The following is a 19,736-nucleotide window of genomic DNA, read 5'->3' as shown; positions in this document are numbered from 1 at the left end:
CCGCGACGGGGGCGCAGTCACCGGAAGACCCACCCCCGTTGGTCGAGCTCAGCCGGCGACGGGGAAAGACCACCCGGTCGGGGTGTGTTGCTGAGAGTGCACAATGTCCACTCTCAGCAACGCACCCTGCGGGGTACACGTCTGCCCAAGGCTGTCAGTTCTCCGCCAGACTGCTTCTACCGGCCGAGCACCCGCGCCCGGTACTCCTCGACCGGCCACGCCGTCATCGCACCGAAGCGGGCGGCGACGACGGCGCCCTTGCCGTCCCGCTCGACCTGCACCGGCTCGCCCACCGCGCCGAACCCGGCGACGGACTCCAGCGCGAGGCGCCCGTCCGACACGGCGAGCCGCTGCGCGACCTCGGCCGGCTGCGGGTGGCGCGGGTTGATGGTGTGCAGGATCCCGCCGAGGTCCGCGACGTCGAACACGCCCCACAGGTTGGCGAAGCGCCCGACGGGCGCGTCCGCCGGGTTCCCGGCCGTCGCGGCCGCCGCGACCTCGTCCGCCGCCGCGAGCGCCAGGTTGATGATCTGGATGACGCCGTTCGCGATCTGGGTGGCGATGCCGTCGACGGCGTTGGTCAGGGCGGAGACCACGAGGCCGTCGACGGGGTCGATCCAGGTGCGGGTGATGTGGCCCGGGTAGCCGCCGGAGTGTCCGACGAGCTGCCGGTCGCCGACCTTGCCGAGCTCGATGCCGACGCCGTACCGGCCCAGCTCGTGGCCCCGGACCGAGACGGTCGACTCCTCGCGCTGGATCAGGCGCTTGCTCTTGTCGGTCAGCAGCGTGGTGTCGCCGAGCACGTGCGTCGCGCCGTAGCGGACCATCTCGAGCGCGGTGGAGTACCAGCCCGTGGCCGCGGCCATCGCGCGGGTGTCGACGTGCGGGATGACGCGGCGGGCGTCGTCGTGCGAGATGCGGCCGGTGTGGCCTGCCGCGTACTCGTCCGCGCGGGCGGGGTCGAGCTCGGTCCCGGTCCGGGTCAGGCCCAGCGGTTCGACGACGGCGGCGCGCGCCACCTCGTCGTACGTCTTGCCGGTGACGCGCTCGATGATGATGCCGAGCAGGCTGTAGCCGATGTTCGTGTACTTGAAGTGCTCGTTCGGCTCGAAGACGACGCCCTCGGTGCGCACGCACTCCAGCACCTGCTCACGGTCGAGGAAGGGTCGCTCGTACTGCCAGAAGTCGCCGTCCGACGAGTCGCGGATGATGCCAGCCTGGTGGCCGAGCAGCTCGCGGACGGTGATCTCGGCGGCGGTCGAGCCGTCGAGCTCCGGGACGAGCGCGCCGACGGCGTCGTCCAGGCGCAGCTCGCCACGCTCGACGAGCTGCATCACCAGGACGGTCGTGAACGTCTTGGAGTGGGACGCGACGCGGAACAGGTGGTCGCTGGTGAGGGCCTCCCCGGTCTCCAGGTTCGCCGTGCCCCAGGCCAGGTCGACGAAGACCTCGCCGCGGCGGCCGACGGCGAGCTGCAGGCCGGGCATGCCGTGGTAGGCGGCCTGGAACGAGGCCCAGTCGGCCAGGTAGGGGGCGATGGAGCGGAGGGTCTGCGCGGTGCGGTCGTCAGTCACGGGGACGACTCTCTCAGGTCGGCGCGGCTATCCGAAGTAGATTGAATGATGACGGGCGCAGCCGGGGTTGAACGGCGCCGCGCACGCCGGGCAGCTCCCCGCCCCCACGTACTGGGTGACGGTCAGCTCCGTCCAGCACGCCCCGCAGAGCACCGCGCGGCGGTCGCCCGCGCCGGCGGGCCACGGCCGCGAGGGGTGGTCCGCGGTCTGGTCGTGGCACAGGTGGCACGGGTAGTACCTGCCGCAGCACGCGAACCGGATGGCGACGATGTCGAGCGGCGTCCGGTAGTGGATGCACCTGGTCTGCTCGTCGACCGTCGGGCCGAGCACCTCCGGCCTCATCGCACGCCCCGCGCGGCGAGGGCGTCGCCGAGCTCGTCCGCGTGCTTGAGCGCCATGACCAGGAACGGCATGGCGAAGTGCCGAAGGCTTCGCCCGCCGCCGCGGGCCCGCTGCGCCTCGCGGACGTCCCGGGCGAGGCCGGCCAGCACCGGCAGCGTGCTGAGCGTCACGGACAGCGTCAGTGCCGCGCGCCGCGGGTCGATCCGCAGTCGCGCCAGCGGCGCCATCGCCCGCTCGATGGCCTCCAGCAGCTCGGTCGCCGGGGTCGTCAGGGCGAGCAGCGCGGCGAGCGCGCAGGCGACGGCGACCCGCGTGGTGTTCGCCGCCGCGCTCTCCGGGCCGAGGAAGACGAGCTGACCGACGAGGGTCAGCCCGACCACCCAGCGGATCGCGACGAGCTGCCGCCCGAGCTCGCGCAGCCCCGCACCCGGTACGGCGTAGCACGCGAGGCAGACGGCGGCCATGACCGCGGCGGCCCACCAGGTCACCGGCAGCAGGCAGATCCCGAGCACGATCAACAGGAGCAGGGCGGTCTTGGGACCCGCCCTCAGGCGGTGCCACGGGCCGTTGCCGGGGCTGTACAGGGTCACCATCTCGTCACCATCGGATGCCCGCCTCGTACGTGGCGATCACCTGTGCGGGTGCCCCGACCTCGGCCACCGTGCCGTCCTGGATCAGCACCGCCGTGTCGCAGCGTTCCGCGAGCCCGAGGTCGTGCGTGACCAGCACCAGGCGGTGCGAGGTGCCCGAGTGGGACGCGTCCGCGAGCAGGTGGTCGGCGACCCGGCGGGCGTTGCGCGCGTCCAGGTAGGCGGTTGGCTCGTCGGCGACCACCAGGTCGGGACGCCGGACGAACGCGCCGCACAGGGCGAGAAGCTGCTTCTGGCCGCCGGACAGGTCGTGCGACGACCGGTCGGCGAGCTCGGCCAGCCCGAACTCCTCGAGCGCCGCGATGACCCGTACTGCCTTCTCCGCGCGGGGCGCCTTCTCGGTGCGCAGCGAGAAGGCGACGTCCTCGGCGACGGTGGGCATGATGATCTGCGCGTCCGGGTTGCTGAAGATCACCGCGACGCGGCGGCGCAGCTCGGCGGCCTGCCGCACGGGGTCAAGGCCGAGGACGTGCACCGCGCCCGCGGTGGCGGGGACCAGCCCGCTGAGCAGGCGCCCGAGCGTCGACTTGCCGGAACCGTTCTCGCCGATCACGGCGATCGTCCGCGCGTCCAGCGAGAGCGTGACGTCGCGCAGCACCTCCGTGTCGCCCAGGCGCACGCCCGCGCCCTGGAGCTCGATACCGCTCACCGCATCACCTCGAAGACCGCCGCGACGCCCAGCCCGCCGCCCACCGACGCCGCCGCGACGCCGAGCGTCCCGGCGGGGGCCCCCGCGCGGACGAGCCGCCCGAACAGGCGCACCACACTGATCGCGCCGCTCGCGCCCCACGGATGGCCCAGCGCCAGGGCTCCGCCGTCGGCGCACACGCGCGGGTCGTCGTCGGCGAGGACGAGGCGGTCGAGCACGGCCAGGGACTGGGCGGCGAACGCCTCGACGATCTCGAACGCCGCGACGTCGCCGAGGTCGGCCCCGGCGGTGTCGAGCGCTGCGCGCACGGCCGGCGCGGCCCCGATCCCGGGCAGGGCCGGGTCACAGCCGACCACCGCCTGCCCCCGCAGCACGAGGCCGGGCGCGCGGCCCGCGAGCCGGCGGGGCACGACGGCGACCGCCGCGGCGCCGTCGCTGATCCGCGTGGCCGTGCCCGCGGTGAGGGTCCCGCCCTCGAACAGGACGGGCAGCCGGGGCAGCAGCGGCTCGGCGACGCCGATGGAGTCGTCGGCGGTCAGTCCCGCGACCGGGACGAGCTCGGCCGCGAAGCGCCCCTCGTCGCGGGCGGCTCGTGCGCGGCGGTGGCTGCGTGCGGCGTGGGCGTCCTGGCGTTCCCTGCTGATGCCGTCGGCAGCGGCCAGGTCCTCGGCGGCGCGCACCATGTCCGGGTCCGGCCAGCCCTGCGGGGCGAACGGGGCGCGGTCGTAGGGCACTCCGTCGAGCGACCGGACCGGGGCCGTCGACGGGCTCTCGACGCCGCCCGCGATCCGCGGCCGGTCGTCCCCGGCACGGATCGCCGTCGCGGCGTCGAGCACCGCCGCGAGGCCGCTGCCGCACTGCCGGTCCACGGTCACGCCAGGAACCTCGGCCCCCAGGCCCGCCGCCAGCGCGGAGACGCGGGCCGGGTTGCCGCCGGGGCCCATGCAGTTGCCGAGCACAACGTCGGCGATCGCGAGCCGGCGTCCTGCCGGGGACACTACGGATCCAGGGTCGGTTGCTCTGCGTAGACGTTGTCTACCGACAGCAACCGACCTCGGATTCGTGGTGTCCCCCACCGCCGCCTCCGCGTCGGCGAGCACGGCGCGCAGGACTGGTGCGGCGAGCTGCTCGACGTTCAGGGCCGCCAGCGCCCGCCCGCGCGTGCCGACCGGCGTCCGGCGGGCCGCGATGACTACCGCTTCATCCGGCAACCCTGGTCACCTCCCCGGCGAGCGCCCGGCGGACGACCTCGGCGCGAGCGGGCTTGCCCGCCGCGTTGCGCGGCAGCTCACCGGTGAACCAGATCCGCGGCCGGTGGGCCGGACCCAGGCGGGACGCCGTGCTGCCGCGCAGCACGCCGGCGGTGATCGCGGGGGAACCGGGCGCCTGCTCCACCATCGCGGCGACGAGCGCCCCGACGTTTCCCGCGGGAAGTCCGAAGACGACGGCGTCCGCGACGGCGGGTAGCCGGCGGAGCTCGGCCTCGACCTCCTCGGGGATCACGGTCGCCGAGGAGGTGATGATGGCGCCGTCGGCGCGGCCGCGGAGCCGGAGCGTCCGGGTGCCGGTGTCGACACCGGTCCCAGGATCGAGCACCGGATCGAGGTCGGCGAGATCGCCCACCGTCGCCCACTCCCCGTCGGTCCGCAGCGGGCCGCCGGACCCGAGGTACCCGAGGGCCACGTACGGGGACCGCACCCACAGCTCGCCGTCGCGCACGTCGAGGTCAACCCCGGGGAAGGGACGCAGGCCGGAGCCGTCGTCGACCGCGACGAACGAGAGCTCCGCCGCGCCGTAGTAGGCGATCACGCGGATGCCCCGGGACTCGGCGTCCGCCCGCAGGTTCTCGTCCAGGTGGGAGCCGCCGACGAGCGCGGTCCGCACGCGAGGGAGCCCTCCGCCGTCGAGCAGGGCGCGCAGCGCCTGGGGCGTGCCGTGGAACGAGGTGGCCTCGGCGAAGCCGTCGCCAAGTCCGTCCTGCCCCGGGAACACCGGACGCGGGCCGCCGCCCAGCGCGTGCGCGAGGGAGAACAGCGTCAGTGAGGACGACGGCGGCGCGGGCAGGGCGACCACGCGGTCGGCGTCCGGCACGGCGTCGTCGTAGAGGAGCGCCGAGACGGCGGGGAACGACTCGGCCCAGGACGCGGCGGTGCGCAGCACCGTGCGCGGGGTGCCGCTGCTCCCGGAGGTGAGCGTCGCCCAGGCCGCGCCTGCCGGCGGCCGGGCGTCGCGCACGAGGGCGCGCACGGCCTCCCGCTCGGCGTCGGGCCGGCGCACGTCGTCGACAAGCGGGATGTCGCCTGCCGCGCGCACCGCGCGGAGGCGGTCGACCAGCCCGTGCGTTGCGCCGTCGAGCACGACCATGCGCCCTGTCATGGGGTCGGCGGTGTCCGGTCGTCGGCTTCCCGGCTCTCGGCCTCCAGCCTGTCGGTTTCCCGGCTCTCGGCTGCCCGGCTCTCGACCGAGCGCCAGTTCCGCCGGAACGCGCGCGGGTACGCGCGCAGGAGCGTGGAGACGGTGACGGTCGCCAGCACGGCCTTCGCCAGGTCGCCGGGGACGAACGCGAGGCTGGCGATCGCCGTCTGCGGGAGCGACAGCCGGGTCACCAGGCTCTGGACGGGCAGGCCGAAGGCGTAGATCACGAGGATGCCGCCGACGACCATCGCGAGCGCCGTCCGCCAGACCGTCGGCTTGCGGGCGGACGAGTGCACGATCAGGCCGACGACGAACGCCCCCGCGATCCAGCCGATCAGGTAGCCGGCGGACGGTCCGACGAAGACGCTGATGCCGCCGCGCCCGCCGGCCAGCAGCGGGAGCCCGGCCGCGGTGAGCGTGAGCAGCGCGACGACCGCGAGCGCCCCGAGCCGCGGCCCGAGGATCGCGCCGGCGAGCATCACGCCGAAGGTCTGCGCGGTGATCGGCACGCCGCCGAAGACGCTGAAGCTGCCCGGCAGGCCGAGGGCCGCGATGAGGGCGGCGAAGACCGCGACGCGGGCCAGGTCGCTCGCCTCGAACGCTCTGCGCGGTGTTCCGTTGTCGTCTCGCACTTGAGTCCTCGCTTCATCCTGAACGGTGTTCACCTGAACGGCGTTCTGCACCATACTGTGGCAATGAGCGGATCACCAAGACACAGCCGTGACGACGTCTCGGACATGGCCCTCCGCCTCCTGGACGAGTACGGGCTGCCCGACCTGACGATGCGGAACATCGCCACGGCCCTCGAGGTGCGGGCGAGCGCGCTGTACTGGCACTTCCCGAACAAGCAGGCACTGCTGGCCTCGGTCAGCGCGCGGATCCTCGGGCCGATGGCCGACGTACGGGTCGAGGAGATGACCATGTCCGAGGCCGTCCGGGGGCTGGGCGCGCGGCTACGCGAGTGCCTGCTCGCCTACCGCGACGCCGCCGAGCTGGTGTCGAGCTCGCTGGCGCTCGGGCTCGTCGACTCGCCGGTCCGCCCGCACCTGATGGCGGTCACCCGCCGCGACGGCGTGCCGGACTCGATGTCCAGGGTCGCCGCGGAGGCCGTGATGCACTTCGTCGTCGGGTACACGTTCCACGAGCAGCAGCGCCTGAGCGCCGACTCGTTCGGGCTGCTGCCGGCGGCCGAGTCGCTGGACCCGGAGACCGCGAGCGCGCAGCCCGCCCGGAGCGGCGACTTCGAGGAGGCGCTGCGGATGATCGCCGAGGGCCTGGAGACGCTCAGCGCTTCCGCACGTGCCGGGGCGAGTCCTGCTCCTGGCGACCGCGCAGCGTCTTGACCAGCCACCACACCACCAGCAGGACCACGACGACGATGACGACCTTCTGGAACACGCCGACGCTCTCCTCGACGATGTGCCACTGGTCCCCCAGCAGGTAGCCCGCGCCGACGAGCAGGGTGTTCCACACGCCGGAGCCGAGCGTCGTGAAGGCGAGGAACCGCCAGATCGACATGCGCTCCACGCCCGCGGGGATGGAGATCAGGCTGCGCACGATCGGGATGAGCCGGCCGATGAGCACCGCCTTGTCCCCGTGCCGGGTGAACCAGGCCTCGGCCTTGTCGACGTCCTCCAGCGACACGAGCGGCATGCGGTCCACGATGGCGCGCAGGCGGTCGCGGCCCAGCCACGCGCCCAGGCCGTACAGGAGGACGGCGCCGACCACGGAACCCGCCGTCGTCCAGATGAGCACGTGCCACAGGACGAGAGTGCCCTGCGCGGCGGTGAAGCCGGCCAGCGGCAGGATCACCTCGCTCGGCAGGGGCGGGAACAGGTTCTCGAGGGCGATCGCTACGCCAGCGCCCGGTGCGCCGAGGGTCTCCATGAGCCCGACGGCCCAGTCGGCGACGGTCGTGGCGAAGCTTTGTGTCGTCATGGCCCCTACGCTATTTGACGACGAGGGGGTCGGTTGACTGCGGTTCCCCGTCGGCTCGTGGGGATATGCCGCAGGTGGGGTGTGGTTTTCCGCAGTCCGCGCAGGCCACCGCGTCTCTATCCTGGCGAGGTGGATCCCGCCCCCGCCGTCTGGCGCAGCACCCCTGCCCGCATGCTGTGGGGCGCGACCCTCGGCACGGTGACGTGGCCCGTGGACCTGGTCTTTTCCATGGTCTCGCTGCTGCAGCTCTCGCTGGTGCGGCGTCCGACGCCGTTCGGGCCGGTTCGGTCGCTGGTCGCCTGGCACCGCCGTCGTACCGTGCGTTTTCTCGGCTGGGCCGACGACGGGGTGGTGCTCACCCCTCCCCGGGCCGCGCGGTATCTCGCCGCACGGGTCGTTGTCGGTCTCGTGGGCACGCTGGTGCTCGGGCTGCTGGCGTACGGGCTGTTCGCGGTGGTCGCGGGGCTGGCGTCGTGGCTGTTCGACGTGCGGCTCACCGTCGACGAGGCGTTCGAGGGTGACGGGCTGTCGACGGCCGGCCTGCTCGGGATGATCCCGGTCGGCGCGATCCTGCTGTACCTGGACCTGATGGGGCTGATCGGCGTGGCGCTGCTGGACCGGTCGGCGGCCGCGCGGTGGCTGGCGCCGAGCAGGAACGAGCGGCTGGCGGCGCAGGTCGAGTCGCTGACGGTGAGCCGGGCCGACCTGCTCGCCGCGCTGGACGCGGAGCGGGGGCGGATCGAGCGGGACCTGCACGACGGGGTGCAGCAGCGGGCGGTGGCGCTCGGGTTGTTGGTGAACCGGGCGCGGCGGGCGGTCGGTTCTTCGTCTGGTTCTCTTCTGTTGGAGCAGGCCGCACGGGAGGCGGAGCTGCTGGTGACGGACCTGCGGGACGTCGCGTGGCGCGTGCGGCCGACGACCCTGGACACGCACGGGCTGGCGCCGGTGCTGGCGGAGCTGGTGTCGCGTGCCGAGCCGCCGACGGTGCTGGAGTGGGCCACCCCGGAACGTCTGCCGCCGGAGGTGGAGACGACGATCTACTACGTGGTGTCGGAGGCCCTGACGAACGTGGCCAAGCACTCGGGCGCCGACGAGGCGCGGGTGCGCGTCTGGGTTGGTCGAGACCTCCCGGCGCCGGAGGTCCGCGTCGCCGTCACCGACAACGGCACCGGCGGCGCCCTCCCCCACCCCGGCCATGGCCTGGCCGGCCTCGCCGGCCGAGTCGCCACGGCCGGCGGCACCCTCGCCGTGGACAGCCCGCCCGGCGGCCCGACCAAGATCGAGGTGACCCTGCCGTGCGCGTGATGCTGGCCGAGGACTCCGCCCTGCTCCGCGAGGGCATCCGCAGCCTCCTGACGGAGGAGGGGCACGACGTCGTCGCGGCGTACGGCTCCGCCGAAGGGTTGATGCAGCGCCTGGAGGCGGAACGCCCCGACGTCGTCGTGCTGGACGTGCGCATGCCGCCCACCCACACCGACGAGGGCGTGCGGGCCGCCGTGCAGATCCGGGCGCGCTGGCCGGAGGTGGGGATCCTCGTGCTGTCGCAGTACGTCGAGCGCGAGTTCACGCAGGTGCTGCTCGGGGACGACGCCCGCGCCGTCGGGTACCTGCTCAAGGACCGGGTGATGGGCGTCGACGACTTCCTCGACGCGCTGGACCGGGTCCGCGCCGGCGGACTGGTGCTGGACCCGGACGTGGTGCGGCAGCTCTTTCGGGACACGTCGCACCCGCTCGGGATGCTGACCGAGCGGGAGCGGGAGGTGCTGGGGCTGATGGCCGAGGGACGGACCAACTCCGGGATCGCTGGGGCGCTGTACGTGTCGACGTCGGCGGTGGAGAAGCACTCGAACGCGATCTTCGACAAGCTCGGGCTGCTGGCCGAGGACGGGTACAACCGGCGGGTGCAGGCGATCTTGCGGTATCTGGAGTCGTGACGCCAGAGGCGTTGGATAAGGGCCCGGACCGTCGGTCCGGGCCCTTCGCTTTATGCGTTCACCACAGGCCGCCGCCCTTGCTGCGGCGTTTGCTGTTGCTGCTTCCCCACAGCCTCTTGAACAGGCTCTTGCTGCGGCCCTTTGTCGTGCTTCCCCAGGTGCCGCGCTTCAAGCTCTTCGCGCGAGACTTCCTACCCCATAGACCAGCCATCAGCGACCTCCTCGCGTACGGACACGCTTCCAGGCTACGTATGCCTCTCGACCACGTGAATCACACGCTGCATGGTTGACATCTCCATAATGCAACCCGGACGGCACTGCGGGCGGGTGGCTTTGCATGGGGACGTTGCCCATTCATAGGGTGATCCGGTGCGCATCTTCGTCGCCGGGGCGACCGGTGTCATCGGGTCCCGACTGCTGCCGCTGCTCGTCGGCGCCGGCCATGACGTCACGGGGACGACGCGCTCGGCCGAGCGCGCGGGCATGATCGAGAAGGCCGGCGGCACTCCGGTCGTCGTGGACGTGTACGACGTCGAGGCGCTCACCGCCGCCGTCGTCGAATCCCGGCCTGACCTGGTGATGCACCAGCTCACGGATCTGCCCGATGACGCAGCGGACATCCCGGCGCGGGCCGCCGCGAACTCGCGGATTCGGACCGAGGGGACGGCCAATCTGCTCGCGGCGGCATCGGCTGCGGGTGGGGCGCGGATGCTGGCGCAGTCGATCGCCTGGACGCCGCCCGGGCGGGCCGACGCCGTCGCGTGGCACGAGGGCGCGGTGCTGGACGCCGGTGGGGTCGTCGTTCGGTACGGGCAGTTCTACGGTCCGGGGACGTACTACGAGACCAAGCCGCCTGCGCACCCGCGGATCCACGTGAGCGATGCAGCTCAGCGGACGGTTCCGTTGGTGGAGGCGGCTCCTGGGGTTGTCGTGCTGGCCGATCCGGAGGGCTGACCAAGCTTTCCGTCACGTCAGGCAGTACGCCGCTCCGGTAGCGGCCGCGAACGAGATGAAGCCGTCGCCCTTGCCGGAGGCGAGCAGGATAGTGAGGCCCCGGCCGTCGTCGCGCCGGTAGGCGTAGGTGACGTAGCCGAGGAGCTGGCCTCCGTGGCCCCAGAGCTGGCCGCCGCACGGTAGGTCGAAGCGCTCCAGGCCGAGACCGTAGTGGAAACCCATTCCCATCGGGACGGTGGTGCGCATCTGGGCGAGGGCGTCCTCGCTGATCAGGCCACCACCGAGAAGCTCGTCGAAGAACGTTTGCAGGTCCTGGCTGGTCGAGATCATCTCGCCGGCGGCCCAGTCGAGGGAGACGTTCTGTTCGGTGACGTCGACAGTCCGGCCGTTCTCGAGTGTGGCGCTCGCATGGACAGCGGGTTCCGGGATCGATGGTTCCGAGCCCGGGAACGATGTACCGGCGAGGTTCAGTGGCCTCAGGATCCGATGCTCGATCACGGTGCCGTACGGCTGGCCTGTGACCGCCTCGATGAGCTTGCCCGCGACGATGTAGTTGGTGTTCGAGTAGCGGAACTTGGTACCTGGCGCGAAGTAGGGCTGGTGTCGGAACGCCTCGGCCAGCAACTGGTCGGGCGAGTAGGTGGTGAAACGGGCATCGCCGCGCCACCGGTTGGTGGACCAGCCTTCGCCCTTCATGTAGTCGTAGAGGCCGCTGGTGTGGTTGAGGATCTGGCGCACCGTGATGTGGGCGCCGTTCGGGACGACGCCGGGCAGGTAGGTCTCGATGGGTGCGTGGAGCTCGATCTGGCCGTCGTCGACGAGCTGGAGGATCGCTGTGGCGACGAAGGTCTTGGTGATGCTCCCGATGCGGAAGTGCTCGTTGCCCGACGGTGACTGGGCGCCGTCGAGGCGAGGCGAGCCGGAGGTCCAGGTGCCGGACAATCCTGGTTCGGTGGATGAGAGCAGGAGGGCCGAGGTCGATGCGGCATTCACCGTGACCACCCCGCCCATGACCTGGCCCCGGGCGAGCGTCAGGACGAGGGTCAGGGCTCCGGTGACGGCAATGGCCGAAACAATGAGGACGGCGGTAGTTCGGCGGAACCGGTTGGGCGTCTTGGGCATGCCACCCAACCTAAGAATGCGACTCGCTCTCAGGGCTGCGGAAAACCCCACGGAGACGTGCGGAGGCCCGTCCCCGTCATGTTCAGGGCTCTTCCCCGACGGAAAAGTACGGGCGCAGTTTCTCGCGGAGCGCCGGATCGCACACGTAGACGTACGTGCCCCGGATACCTCGGGTCAGCAGAACGGCATAGATGTTCTTGATCAGCGTCGCCAGCTCCTGCTCGGTCGGCCTGGCCACACCGAACTTGGGGCTGCCCTGCTTACCTTTCCCGTCACGGTAGTGCTCAGGGCTCACCACGATCGCCCCGGACTCCGGGTTCAGTCGGAGGTCCGGGCCGATGATGACCCCCGCGTAGTTGAGGTCGTAGCCCTGCACGGTGTGGATCGATCCCACCTCGTGGAGCGAGCCCTTCGAGTTGATCCAGTCCTCTTCGCTCCGGTTCCAGGCAAGACGAAGGCCGTCGATCTCGATGTGGAAGACGTTCGGGTCCTTGCGACCCTTCGTCGGCCAAGGCCAGGCGAAACCCGCGACGAGACGCGCCAGGCCGGACTCCGCGTCCCGCTCCTGGATCTGCTCGTACATCTCACCGAGGTCGTCGAAGAAGCGCAGGTCATACTCCCCGAACGACTCGGGTGAGGACGCTACGCCGGCCAGTACGTTCTGCACGTAGCCCACATAGTCAGAGCCTGCCCGCACGCGCATCTGTGACCGGAGCTGGAAGCTGAAGTCCGCGGTATCGACGATGCCCATCTGCGCCTTGACCGGCAGATCGCTTGGCCGAACGGTCTGCCGGCTGTCCAAGAGGAAGACCTGGTGCCGGCTCCGCGCCCGGATCCAGTCGAGCTGGGTCTTCGAGTAGTCGTCTCGGCCGAAGAGCTTGACGGTGATCTCTCGGAATCGACTGTTGGCCGGAGCGGACGACTGGCCGAATCGCCGGCCAAGGCGGTGAGCTTCGTCCACGACGAGGAGGTCGTACATGGTGTCGCTGACGCCGACGTCAAAAGGCGACAGCACCATCTCCTTGGCCAGGCCGGGCGTCTTGGCGAACACTCTCCGGAGGGTCTTGCGCAAGGACTGCTGGGGAACGACCAGGCCGAGATTTCGACCCTGTAGGACGTCGATGTGCTCGGCCGTCAGCAGGTCCGCGAACCTTGTGTCCTCGTCCACCGGGTCATCCGGGTCGGCATCCGCAACGTCGCGCAGCAGCTTGAGGAGGAAGACCGCGACGATTGTCTTGCCGGTCCCGGCAGCGCCCTGAATGACGGTGCTGGTGGAGGCGCCGGCCGGAAGGTCGTCGATCAGTCCCTTGGCGATCTTGTCCACGACCAGGGCCTGGTCTTCGTTGAGCGCCTTGAACGGCGAGTACTTGAACAGTTCGCCGTTCTCGATCTGCGGGATGCTGCGCCTGAACAGGCCGAGGGATCTCAGCTCCTCGAAGACCGCGTCGAAGTCCTTGCGGTAGGCAGGACGGTCGAAGTAGTTGGGATCTACAACGCCTTTGTTGCCGTTCACGACCTTCATCTGCCCCTCGCCCGCGAAGAGCTGGATGAGACGCGACTCAAGATCGAGACAGGCTGACTTGTTGAAGCGGTCGTGCAACACGATCTTCAGCCGCCGGAGATGCTTCTTGCTCAGGAGATGCTGTTCCATCCGGCTGGCAACGTTCCCGCTTTCTCCGACATACACCTGCGATCCGTTGTCCAGCACGTACACGACCGGCCAGTTGACATATCGGCCGCCGGCGTTCTTCAGGAGACTGATCGTCCTGGACGAGTAAGCGCGCTGCTCGACGTACTTCAGCGCCTCCACGTCAGAGCTGGTCATACTTCGTGCTGTTTCCGCGAGCCTTCTCTACGGGGTACTTCTCCTCCGTGCGCTTCAACTTGTCGAGCACGATCTGGTCAGGGTCCACTCCGAGCCGGTCCGCAAGATGGAGGCAGTAGGAGAGCACGTCGGCGAGTTCATCCCTGACCATCTGCGGATCCGGTTCCGCATTCCACTGGAAGCACTCAAGCAGTTCACCGGCCTCGATCGCGATGCTCTTGGCGAGGTTCTCGGGCGTATGGAACTGCGCCCAGTCGCGCTCTCTGACGAACGCGCGGAGCGCTTGACGGGCCTCGTCGGTGACCATGTAGTAACACTACTGGTCAGAGGCATGACGGCATGGAGGCATCACCCCGCCGTGGCGGGTTCAGCGCCACCGAGCAGCCGACGCTCCATCGACCCCCAGGAGTGGGCCGAGCGATCCGTCGGACGGCTTACGCGCAGCTCGCAGATCTGCCACGATGGCGGGGCTGACCGTCGGCCCGGAAGGATGCGTGCCGTCAGAGTTGGACAGGCCGCGATCGCCCGGAATGGGAGCCTGACCGCCTGCCCGCTGCGGTTCCTCCCTGATCTCTTACGGAACCACGCCGCCTCATGAGGATCAGGAGCCGTCATGACAAGCAGCCAGGACGAGAGACTCGCCAACGCACGTCCCGGAACAGCAGGCGAAGTCGTCGGATCGCTCGTCGCCCTCATCGGCCCTGTCGCGCTGCTGATGAACCTGCTGGACGCCTACGGATTCCTGACGTCGTCCACACCGGAGCCGCGGCACACCATCTTCTACGCAGTCGTCGCCGCGATCATGCTGGCCGGGGTCGCCTGGACTTTCACCTCCGCCCGTCGACGGAACGCGCGCACCATCGCATACGTCTGGCATGTGCTGGTCGGGATCTGGGCGGTCGCGGCGCTCGCATTGCTGATCGTGCCCCAGGTGGACTGGGTCTCCCTCGACAACGACCCCCCGCCCGTAGAGCAAAACGTGGACTACGACCCTTGCTACTCGGGCGGGGATCCCTGCGGCTAGCCCAGATTCAGAACGACCCCGCCACGTCGAGCACCGCAGCATGCGCCTTCTTGCGTGCTAGATCGACGTCCTCCGCGGCAAGGTTCGGCTGGAACCGCACACTCGTGATGTCGTCGATCCCCGCCCACCGCAGCCACCCCTCGAAGAACGGCTTCTGGAAGTCGCTCCCGAACTCCGGCCCGCGGTCCTCGCCCCAGACCGCGCCGGTGTAGATCACCGCGGCCTTCTTGCCCGTCAGCAGCCCCTCGTAGCCCGTGACCGGGTCGAAGCCGAACACCATGCCCGGCTGCGAGACGACGTCGATGAACTGCTTGAGGACGTAGGGCACGCCCGAGTTCCACATCGGGACGCTGAACAGGTACCGGTCGGCGGCGTCGAACCGCGCAAAGGTCGCCTTGGCCGCCGCCCACGCGGCGACGCCCTCCCCGCTCGGCTCGACGTCGGCGAAGACGTCCATCTTGGCCTTCGCCGCGGCGGGACCGAACTCCGGCAGCGTGCCGTCCCACAGGTCGAAGTGTTCGACGGCAACGCCGGGGTTGGCCTCGCGATAGCTGTCCAGGAACGTGGTGGCGAGGCCCAGGGACTCGGACGCCTCGCCGCGTGGGGAAGCGCTGATGTGCAACAGTCGGGTCATGGTCAGCTCCGGTGTGTCGGGTCGACGGCAACGCAAAAACGGAATAGGTTCCGCTTCATGAGGGAAGTTAGCGGAACCGATTCCGCTTTGTCAACGAGTCTGCCCGTACACGGGCAGCCCGAAGGCGCGGCGCGTTCCCGGCGCGCGGACGCCGCCCGCAACCAGGGCAAGGTCCTCGACGCGGCGGAGCGGCTCTTCGCGCGCGACGGCGTGGAGCGCGTGACCATGCAGGCCGTGGCCAAGGAGGCCGGCGTCGGCGTGGGGACGCTCTACCGCGGCTTCGGCGACAAGGCCGGGCTGGCGATGGCCCTGCTCGGCGAGCGCGAGCGCCAGTTCCAGGAGCTGATGATCTCCGGACCGCCCCCGCTCGGCCCAGGCGCTGAGCCTGCCGAGCGGCTGACGGCGTTCGTCGCCGGCTACACCGAGCTCGTCGCCGAACAGCTGGAGCTGGTCCTGCTGTCGCAGACCGCGGCTCCGGGCGCCCGATTCCGCAGCGGGGCGCACGCCCTCTGGCGCACACACTGCCGTCATCTGCTGAGCCTCGCCGGCGCACCCTCCCCCGTGCTGCGCGCGGACGCGCTCCTGGCGGCACTGTCGGGCGAGATGATCGCGTACTGGCTGACCGAGGAGGGCAGGGACCTCGCCGAGGTCAAGGACGCGATGGTGGAGCTGGCTCGGTCGTTCGTCGCCGAGTGATGCGGGGTCCGCGCGCCGGAACGCGGCCTGTCCGGCAGATCGTGCCGGACAGGCCGCAGAGCCAAGCGAGGTTCAGCGCTTGAGCGTGAAGGTGAAGTCGCCGGAGAGCTTGCCGCTCAGCCGGACCGCCGAGACGAGCTTCCCCGCCACGATCAGCCTCTCGACCTCGCCTCGCGAAAGACCGCAACCCTCTGCGATCAGCCGCACTGGCCGCACCGGGATCCGCGCCCCGAACCGGACCGAGACGTCGATGACCTCGTGATCCAGGCCATCGGGTCGGCCGGTGTCGAGACGCCAGGCGCCGTCCCAGTCGAGGGTGATGCGGTTGCGGCGCTGCACCGCCGGATCCTGGAGCACCTCAGGCACCAGGCCAGGATCGTTGTGGTGCAGCCGGTCCAGTAGCTCCGGCCGGATGGAACGCACCTTGACCCGTTCCAGAACCGTGAGCTTGACGGTCTCCTCGCAGACGGTACAGAGCACGAGAAGCCAGGCATCGATGAGTTTGTGGTGTGCGTTGACGCGGAATTTTCCGCTTGCCCGGAAGCGCTCGGACTCGCACGCGTGACAACGGCGGCGAACGAGCGGCAGGCAGGTGGGCACGACTGCCCAGGTCTTGAGCATAGAAGTACACCGGTCTCAGTGAGAGGTCCGCAGCAAAAAGGTGCGCGGCGCACATTCGCGACGCGCGACTAATCAGCACTCGGGAGATCTCACAGGGTGTACAACGGCACGTCCTTGGCTCGACGACTTGGTTCGGCAGCACGCTAATGGCGCACGGCGGCGCTGATCCACTGCTTTTCGAGCACCCCGACAGGGGCTAAGCCGTTTTGACGAGCCCGATCGCCCGCTCCGGATAGTTGGTCGTCACGAGCCACGCCGCATCCGGCGTCAGCCAGTACGCAAGCGCGTCCGGTTCGTCCACGGTCCAGACCAGCAACGGCAGCCCGCGCCGTCGTGCGAAGCGCGCCACCGTATACCGGGCGATCCTCTGGTGGCAGACGACGAGGTTCGCGCGCGAGTCACGGATCCGCGCCCCGGGGAAGAACTCCGACAGCCGGGTCCGCACGGCCTCGACCAGCGACATCTCCGCGATGTCCCGCCCCAGCGACAGTCCCACGAGCAGGTCGAGCCCGATGCCGTCGGCCCAGTCCCGCACCGCGCGCACGGACCGGTCCTCGAGGGTCGTGATGATGAACTGGCCTGCTCCGAGGATCTCCAGCGCCTGCTTGGTCGCGGCAACCTCGTAGGTGGACTCGGGGTCCGCGTACGAGGACTCGGGCGAGACGAACTTGAGGTCGATGTGCGCGTGCTTCACGCCCTTGAGCGCGGCGAGCACGTCGTCGTACCGCATGAAGTGGTCCGCCATGCCGGAGAACTGCTCGAACGTGAGCCCTGCCATCGGCACGGTCCGGCCGTCGAGCTCCACGAAGTCGTCGTGGAAGAGCACGAAGGTGCCGTCGCCGAGCCGCTGGACGTCGAACTCGACGTAGTCGACGTCGAGGGTGAGCGCCCTGTCGAGCGCGGCCCTGGTGTTCTCCAGGTCCAGGTCGCTCCCCGCCCCGCACCGGTGCGCGCTGATCATCGCCATGTCGTGCTGTCCCCGTTCTTCGTGCGGAAGTACTGCCTGAGCGTCATCGCAGCGATCGCTAATGCTGAGGCGACCGCGAGCGCCCACACCAGACCGTAGACGGTGAGGTCGTAGATCGATCGGTCAGCGGGGATGGTGGCCTCGCTGGAGACGCCGAAGTACGACAGGAGCAACGCGACGGGGATCGCGATCCCGGACGCCATGCCGACCCCGAGCTGCCAGCGGCGCTCCCGGGTGTCGGCGAGCTTTGCGGCGCGCAGCTGGACGTCGGCGAGGCTGGAGCCGATCACGTCGCTGAGTGCGTCCATGAGTCCGACCGTCGATTCGGTGAGCTCGCTGAGGCGGAGCGCCTCGGCGAAGCTGGTGCGGAAGCTGTCGATCACGAGCTCGGGCATGAACAGACCGTCGGCATAGCCCTGCACGTCGAGCGCCATGATGGTGCGCTGCCTGCGGACCTCCCGGGCGACCTCGCTCAGGCGTACCGCGTCGTCCCAGATCCCGGAGGCCTCGTCCCGGGTGCGCGATCCCTCGAGCAGCTTCTCGATCTTGGCTCGCGCATGCCGGGCCCGCCCGACGGCGAACAGCAGCTCGCAGGCTGTCAGGCGCACGGTCGCCGCCGTCGCCAGGCTCTGCCCGCCGAGCACGACGACGCCGCGCCCATGGGCTGCGAACGCGCCGGCCAACGAGTTGAGCGCGGTCGGCATCCTGGCCGGGACACCGCCGTCCGGCAGCCGCTCAGCGGCGCGGTAGATCATCGCGATGGCGTCGTTGCTGGGCTCGTTCTCGTCGGTGACCAGGCCGGTGGCGTCGTCGAACTCGACGAACTGCAGGACGTCCTGGCCGAGCCGGGGTTCCCCTCCGAGGTTCGCCTTGTCGACGAGCCACTCGACCAGCGGAACGCCGTCGAGCGACAGCGAGGTCCGTTCGTGGCAGAAGACCGCCAAGTGGTTCGCAACCTCGTGCGGAGTCGGGGCATCGAGCTCGTACGAGAGGTGCAGCTGGGCCAGCGAGGCCCCGTCCGACCACAGCCGTGCGGTCATGTCGAGCGGCGCGAGGGTGGACGTGTCCGTGGCGACCCGGACGTCGTCGTGCTGACCGAGGCTCGTGACACGCAGGGTGTCGCCGGGGCGGTTCACGAGGTGCGGGCTGAACCGCCCGAAGTCATAAGCCTCGGTCAGCGGGACGCCGTCGGCGACGGACGGGAAAGCGCGGAACGTGAAGATGTGCACGATGCGGGCCATAAGCGGCATCGTGCCACGTGAGAGAGCCTAGGCGGACCCTCTTCAGCGCTTCACATCCCGACCACGACCAGGCCGTCCGCAGTAATCCGAGGGTGGACTCCACCTTGGGCAGGACTCAAGATGACCATGCAGTTGCTGCCAGGATGCGCGGCATCTTGGCAGCAACTGCATGGTCGTCTTGTCGCCGCGAGCCCTCCGAAGCGGAGGGTCACACGCCCCGGCTCCCCACCGCCCCGTCCGGGACGATCTCCGCGATCCGCGCCAGGTCGTCGTCCGTCAGGGTGATGCCGGCCGCCGCCACGTTCTGGGCCACGCGCTCAGGGTTGCGCGACCCCGGGATCGGCACCACATAGTCCTTCCGGGCCAGCAGCCAGGCCAGCGAGAGCTGCGCGAGCGTGATGCCCTTGCTCGCCGCAAGATCCCCCAGCCGCCGCGAGATCTCGACGTTGGCGTCGAAGTTCTCGGGAGCCCACCAGCCGATCAGCTGGCGCACGTCGTCGGCGTCGTACTGGTCGCGCGGCTTGGTCGCACCGCTCAGGAAGCCGCGCGCAAGTGGTGAGTAGGCGACGAACCCGATGCCGAGCTCTTCCAGCACGGGCTGCAGCGCCTCGGACTCCCGGTCGAAGATCGAGTACTCCTCCTGCACCACCGAGATCGGATGCACCGCGTGGGCCCGCCGGATCGTGTCCTCGTCGGCGTTCGAGAGGCCGAGGTACTTGACCTTGCCGGCGTCCACGTACTCCTTCATGACGCCAACGACGTCCTCGATCGGGACGTTCGGGTCCGGGATGTGCTGGTAGAGCACGTCGATGGTGTCGACGTTCAGGTTCCGCAGGCTGTTGTCGACCACCTCTCGGATGTGGCCGGGCCGCGAGTCGGACCCGTACGTCTCGGTGAAGCCGAACTTCGTTGCGATGACCACCTCGTCGCGGATCGGCGCGAGCGCGTGGCCGAGCAGCTTCTCCCCCTCTCCCCAGCCGTACAGCTCGGCCGTGTCGAAGAAGGTGACGCCCTCGTCGTGGGCGCGGCGGATCGCGGCGATCGACTCGGTGTCGTCGGTGGGCCCGTAGAACGCCGCCGTCCCCATGGCGCCGTAGCCCAGCGCTGAAACGGTGAGGCCCTGCCGGCCCAGTGTGCGCGTCTCCATGAT

At 70.3% G+C, this 19,736-nt stretch carries 22 protein-coding genes; 6 read left to right on the top strand and 16 right to left on the bottom strand.

Translation table 11 applies throughout. From position 1 onward, the window contains the following. Window positions 1-176 precede the first annotated feature (176 nt). The 7 genes from ACFWE2_RS02405 to ACFWE2_RS02375 are packed head-to-tail and all read right to left on the bottom strand — an operon-like array spanning window position 177 to window position 6,262. A complete protein-coding gene (locus tag ACFWE2_RS02405; protein WP_377222605.1) occupies window positions 177-1,574 on the bottom strand; it encodes a serine hydrolase domain-containing protein in 1,398 nt (465 codons plus the stop codon). 27 nt (window positions 1,575-1,601) lie between these two features. Further along, window positions 1,602-1,916, bottom strand: a complete 315-nt coding sequence (locus ACFWE2_RS02400; RefSeq protein ID WP_377222604.1) for a CHY zinc finger protein — start codon at window positions 1,914-1,916, stop codon at window positions 1,602-1,604. Beyond that, window positions 1,913-2,509 carry a CbiQ family ECF transporter T component gene (locus ACFWE2_RS02395; protein WP_377222603.1) on the bottom strand — a complete coding sequence of 199 codons (597 nt, stop codon included), beginning with the start codon at window positions 2,507-2,509 and terminating at the stop codon, window positions 1,913-1,915. The genes ACFWE2_RS02400 and ACFWE2_RS02395 overlap by 4 nt, the downstream gene beginning before the upstream one ends. A 4-nt stretch (window positions 2,510-2,513) precedes the next feature. Further along, the gene (locus ACFWE2_RS02390; protein WP_377222602.1) at window positions 2,514-3,215 is read right to left on the bottom strand and encodes an energy-coupling factor ABC transporter ATP-binding protein; all 702 of its coding nucleotides are present in this window, start codon (window positions 3,213-3,215) and stop codon (window positions 2,514-2,516) included. Next, entirely contained in the window at window positions 3,212-4,426 is a 1,215-nt protein-coding gene (locus ACFWE2_RS02385) for a thiolase family protein (RefSeq protein WP_377222601.1), read from the bottom strand. Before ACFWE2_RS02385 ends, ACFWE2_RS02390 begins: the two co-directional genes overlap by 4 nt. Then, window positions 4,416-5,591, bottom strand: coding sequence for an AMP-binding protein (locus tag ACFWE2_RS02380; RefSeq protein ID WP_377222600.1), 1,176 nt, complete (start codon window positions 5,589-5,591; stop codon window positions 4,416-4,418). Before ACFWE2_RS02380 ends, ACFWE2_RS02385 begins: the two co-directional genes overlap by 11 nt. Next, window positions 5,588-6,262, bottom strand: coding sequence for a biotin transporter BioY (locus ACFWE2_RS02375; RefSeq protein ID WP_377222599.1), 675 nt, complete (start codon window positions 6,260-6,262; stop codon window positions 5,588-5,590). Before ACFWE2_RS02375 ends, ACFWE2_RS02380 begins: the two co-directional genes overlap by 4 nt. Window positions 6,263-6,325: 63 nt before the next feature. Between ACFWE2_RS02375 and ACFWE2_RS02370 the strand changes: the two genes are divergently transcribed. Next, window positions 6,326-6,973, top strand: coding sequence for a TetR family transcriptional regulator (locus ACFWE2_RS02370; RefSeq protein WP_377222598.1), 648 nt, complete (start codon window positions 6,326-6,328; stop codon window positions 6,971-6,973). On the opposite strand, the gene ACFWE2_RS02365 is transcribed toward ACFWE2_RS02370, so the two are convergent. After that, window positions 6,915-7,568 carry a DedA family protein gene (locus tag ACFWE2_RS02365; protein WP_377222597.1) on the bottom strand — a complete coding sequence of 218 codons (654 nt, stop codon included), beginning with the start codon at window positions 7,566-7,568 and terminating at the stop codon, window positions 6,915-6,917. The genes ACFWE2_RS02370 and ACFWE2_RS02365 overlap by 59 nt on opposite strands. A gap of 129 nt (window positions 7,569-7,697) precedes the next feature. Between ACFWE2_RS02365 and ACFWE2_RS02360 the strand changes: the two genes are divergently transcribed. From ACFWE2_RS02360 to ACFWE2_RS02350, 3 genes are all read left to right on the top strand, one after another. Continuing rightward, window positions 7,698-8,873, top strand: coding sequence for a sensor histidine kinase (locus ACFWE2_RS02360; RefSeq protein WP_377222596.1), 1,176 nt, complete (start codon window positions 7,698-7,700; stop codon window positions 8,871-8,873). Further along, the gene (locus ACFWE2_RS02355) at window positions 8,864-9,502 is read left to right on the top strand and encodes a response regulator (RefSeq protein ID WP_377222595.1); all 639 of its coding nucleotides are present in this window, start codon (window positions 8,864-8,866) and stop codon (window positions 9,500-9,502) included. The genes ACFWE2_RS02360 and ACFWE2_RS02355 overlap by 10 nt, the downstream gene beginning before the upstream one ends. A 369-nt stretch (window positions 9,503-9,871) precedes the next feature. Further along, on the top strand, window positions 9,872-10,456 hold the full coding sequence (locus ACFWE2_RS02350; RefSeq protein ID WP_377222594.1) for an NAD-dependent epimerase/dehydratase family protein: 585 nt from the start codon (window positions 9,872-9,874) through the stop codon (window positions 10,454-10,456). 12 nt (window positions 10,457-10,468) lie between these two features. Here the strand turns inward: ACFWE2_RS02350 and ACFWE2_RS02345 are convergent, their stop codons facing one another. The 3 genes from ACFWE2_RS02345 to ACFWE2_RS02335 all read right to left on the bottom strand — a co-directional run bounded on the left by ACFWE2_RS02345 (window position 10,469) and on the right by ACFWE2_RS02335 (window position 13,710). Next, entirely contained in the window at window positions 10,469-11,578 is a 1,110-nt protein-coding gene (locus ACFWE2_RS02345; protein WP_377222593.1) for a serine hydrolase domain-containing protein, read from the bottom strand. 82 nt (window positions 11,579-11,660) lie between these two features. After that, window positions 11,661-13,403 (bottom strand): DNA/RNA helicase domain-containing protein, encoded by a 1,743-nt coding sequence (locus ACFWE2_RS02340; protein WP_377222592.1) that lies wholly within the window; start codon window positions 13,401-13,403, stop codon window positions 11,661-11,663. Continuing rightward, window positions 13,390-13,710, bottom strand: a complete 321-nt coding sequence (locus ACFWE2_RS02335; protein ID WP_377222591.1) for a nucleotide pyrophosphohydrolase — start codon at window positions 13,708-13,710, stop codon at window positions 13,390-13,392. Before ACFWE2_RS02335 ends, ACFWE2_RS02340 begins: the two co-directional genes overlap by 14 nt. Before the next feature lie 306 nt (window positions 13,711-14,016). Between ACFWE2_RS02335 and ACFWE2_RS02330 the strand changes: the two genes are divergently transcribed. Beyond that, complete coding sequence (locus ACFWE2_RS02330; RefSeq protein ID WP_377222590.1) at window positions 14,017-14,427, top strand: hypothetical protein; 411 nt, start codon at window positions 14,017-14,019, stop codon at window positions 14,425-14,427. Window positions 14,428-14,434: 7 nt separating this feature from the next. Here the strand turns inward: ACFWE2_RS02330 and ACFWE2_RS02325 are convergent, their stop codons facing one another. Further along, window positions 14,435-15,061, bottom strand: coding sequence for an FMN-dependent NADH-azoreductase (locus tag ACFWE2_RS02325; protein WP_377222589.1), 627 nt, complete (start codon window positions 15,059-15,061; stop codon window positions 14,435-14,437). An 87-nt stretch (window positions 15,062-15,148) separates the two neighbouring features. On the opposite strand from ACFWE2_RS02325, the gene ACFWE2_RS02320 reads away from it, so the two are divergent. After that, complete coding sequence (locus ACFWE2_RS02320) at window positions 15,149-15,757, top strand: TetR/AcrR family transcriptional regulator (protein ID WP_377222588.1); 609 nt, start codon at window positions 15,149-15,151, stop codon at window positions 15,755-15,757. Between the two features lie 72 nt (window positions 15,758-15,829). Here ACFWE2_RS02320 and ACFWE2_RS02315 read toward each other — a convergent pair whose 3' ends face one another. From ACFWE2_RS02315 to ACFWE2_RS02300, 4 genes are all read right to left on the bottom strand, one after another. After that, entirely contained in the window at window positions 15,830-16,378 is a 549-nt protein-coding gene (locus ACFWE2_RS02315; RefSeq protein ID WP_377222587.1) for a DUF1062 domain-containing protein, read from the bottom strand. A 196-nt stretch (window positions 16,379-16,574) separates the two neighbouring features. Next, window positions 16,575-17,345: a glycerophosphodiester phosphodiesterase gene (locus ACFWE2_RS02310; protein ID WP_377222586.1), complete on the bottom strand. Its 771-nt coding sequence runs from the start codon at window positions 17,343-17,345 to the stop codon at window positions 16,575-16,577. Further along, window positions 17,336-18,586, bottom strand: a complete 1,251-nt coding sequence (locus ACFWE2_RS02305; protein ID WP_377222585.1) for a hypothetical protein — start codon at window positions 18,584-18,586, stop codon at window positions 17,336-17,338. The genes ACFWE2_RS02310 and ACFWE2_RS02305 overlap by 10 nt, the downstream gene beginning before the upstream one ends. A 208-nt stretch (window positions 18,587-18,794) precedes the next feature. Continuing rightward, window positions 18,795-19,733: an aldo/keto reductase gene (locus tag ACFWE2_RS02300; RefSeq protein ID WP_377222584.1), complete on the bottom strand. Its 939-nt coding sequence runs from the start codon at window positions 19,731-19,733 to the stop codon at window positions 18,795-18,797. Between the last annotated feature and the right edge of the window lie 3 nt (window positions 19,734-19,736).

The organism is Promicromonospora sp. NPDC060271 (genome assembly GCF_042726755.1).
In the GTDB taxonomy this organism is placed as follows: Bacteria; Actinomycetota; Actinomycetes; order Actinomycetales; family Cellulomonadaceae; genus Promicromonospora.
The sequence above is the reverse complement of the archived record's forward strand: the minus strand, read 5'-3'. Positions and strand labels throughout refer to the sequence as shown.

What these genes read in the sequence shown, in the direction of transcription:
- ACFWE2_RS02400 (WP_377222604.1), bottom strand. Translation starts at nt 1,916, where the DNA reads ATGAGGCCGGAGGTGCTCGGCCCGACGGTCGACGAGCAGACCAGGTGC.
- ACFWE2_RS02395 (WP_377222603.1), bottom strand. Translation starts at nt 2,509, where the DNA reads ATGGTGACCCTGTACAGCCCCGGCAACGGCCCGTGGCACCGCCTGAGG.
- ACFWE2_RS02380 (WP_377222600.1), bottom strand. Translation starts at nt 5,591, where the DNA reads ATGACAGGGCGCATGGTCGTGCTCGACGGCGCAACGCACGGGCTGGTC.
- ACFWE2_RS02370 (WP_377222598.1), top strand. Translation starts at nt 6,326, where the DNA reads ATGAGCGGATCACCAAGACACAGCCGTGACGACGTCTCGGACATGGCC.
- ACFWE2_RS02365 (WP_377222597.1), bottom strand. Translation starts at nt 7,568, where the DNA reads ATGACGACACAAAGCTTCGCCACGACCGTCGCCGACTGGGCCGTCGGG.
- ACFWE2_RS02345 (WP_377222593.1), bottom strand. Translation starts at nt 11,578, where the DNA reads ATGCCCAAGACGCCCAACCGGTTCCGCCGAACTACCGCCGTCCTCATT.
- ACFWE2_RS02340 (WP_377222592.1), bottom strand. Translation starts at nt 13,403, where the DNA reads ATGACCAGCTCTGACGTGGAGGCGCTGAAGTACGTCGAGCAGCGCGCT.
- ACFWE2_RS02335 (WP_377222591.1), bottom strand. Translation starts at nt 13,710, where the DNA reads ATGGTCACCGACGAGGCCCGTCAAGCGCTCCGCGCGTTCGTCAGAGAG.
- ACFWE2_RS02330 (WP_377222590.1), top strand. Translation starts at nt 14,017, where the DNA reads ATGACAAGCAGCCAGGACGAGAGACTCGCCAACGCACGTCCCGGAACA.
- ACFWE2_RS02325 (WP_377222589.1), bottom strand. Translation starts at nt 15,061, where the DNA reads ATGACCCGACTGTTGCACATCAGCGCTTCCCCACGCGGCGAGGCGTCC.
- ACFWE2_RS02315 (WP_377222587.1), bottom strand. Translation starts at nt 16,378, where the DNA reads ATGCTCAAGACCTGGGCAGTCGTGCCCACCTGCCTGCCGCTCGTTCGC.
- ACFWE2_RS02310 (WP_377222586.1), bottom strand. Translation starts at nt 17,345, where the DNA reads ATGGCGATGATCAGCGCGCACCGGTGCGGGGCGGGGAGCGACCTGGAC.
- ACFWE2_RS02305 (WP_377222585.1), bottom strand. Translation starts at nt 18,586, where the DNA reads ATGGCCCGCATCGTGCACATCTTCACGTTCCGCGCTTTCCCGTCCGTC.
- ACFWE2_RS02300 (WP_377222584.1), bottom strand. Translation starts at nt 19,733, where the DNA reads ATGGAGACGCGCACACTGGGCCGGCAGGGCCTCACCGTTTCAGCGCTG.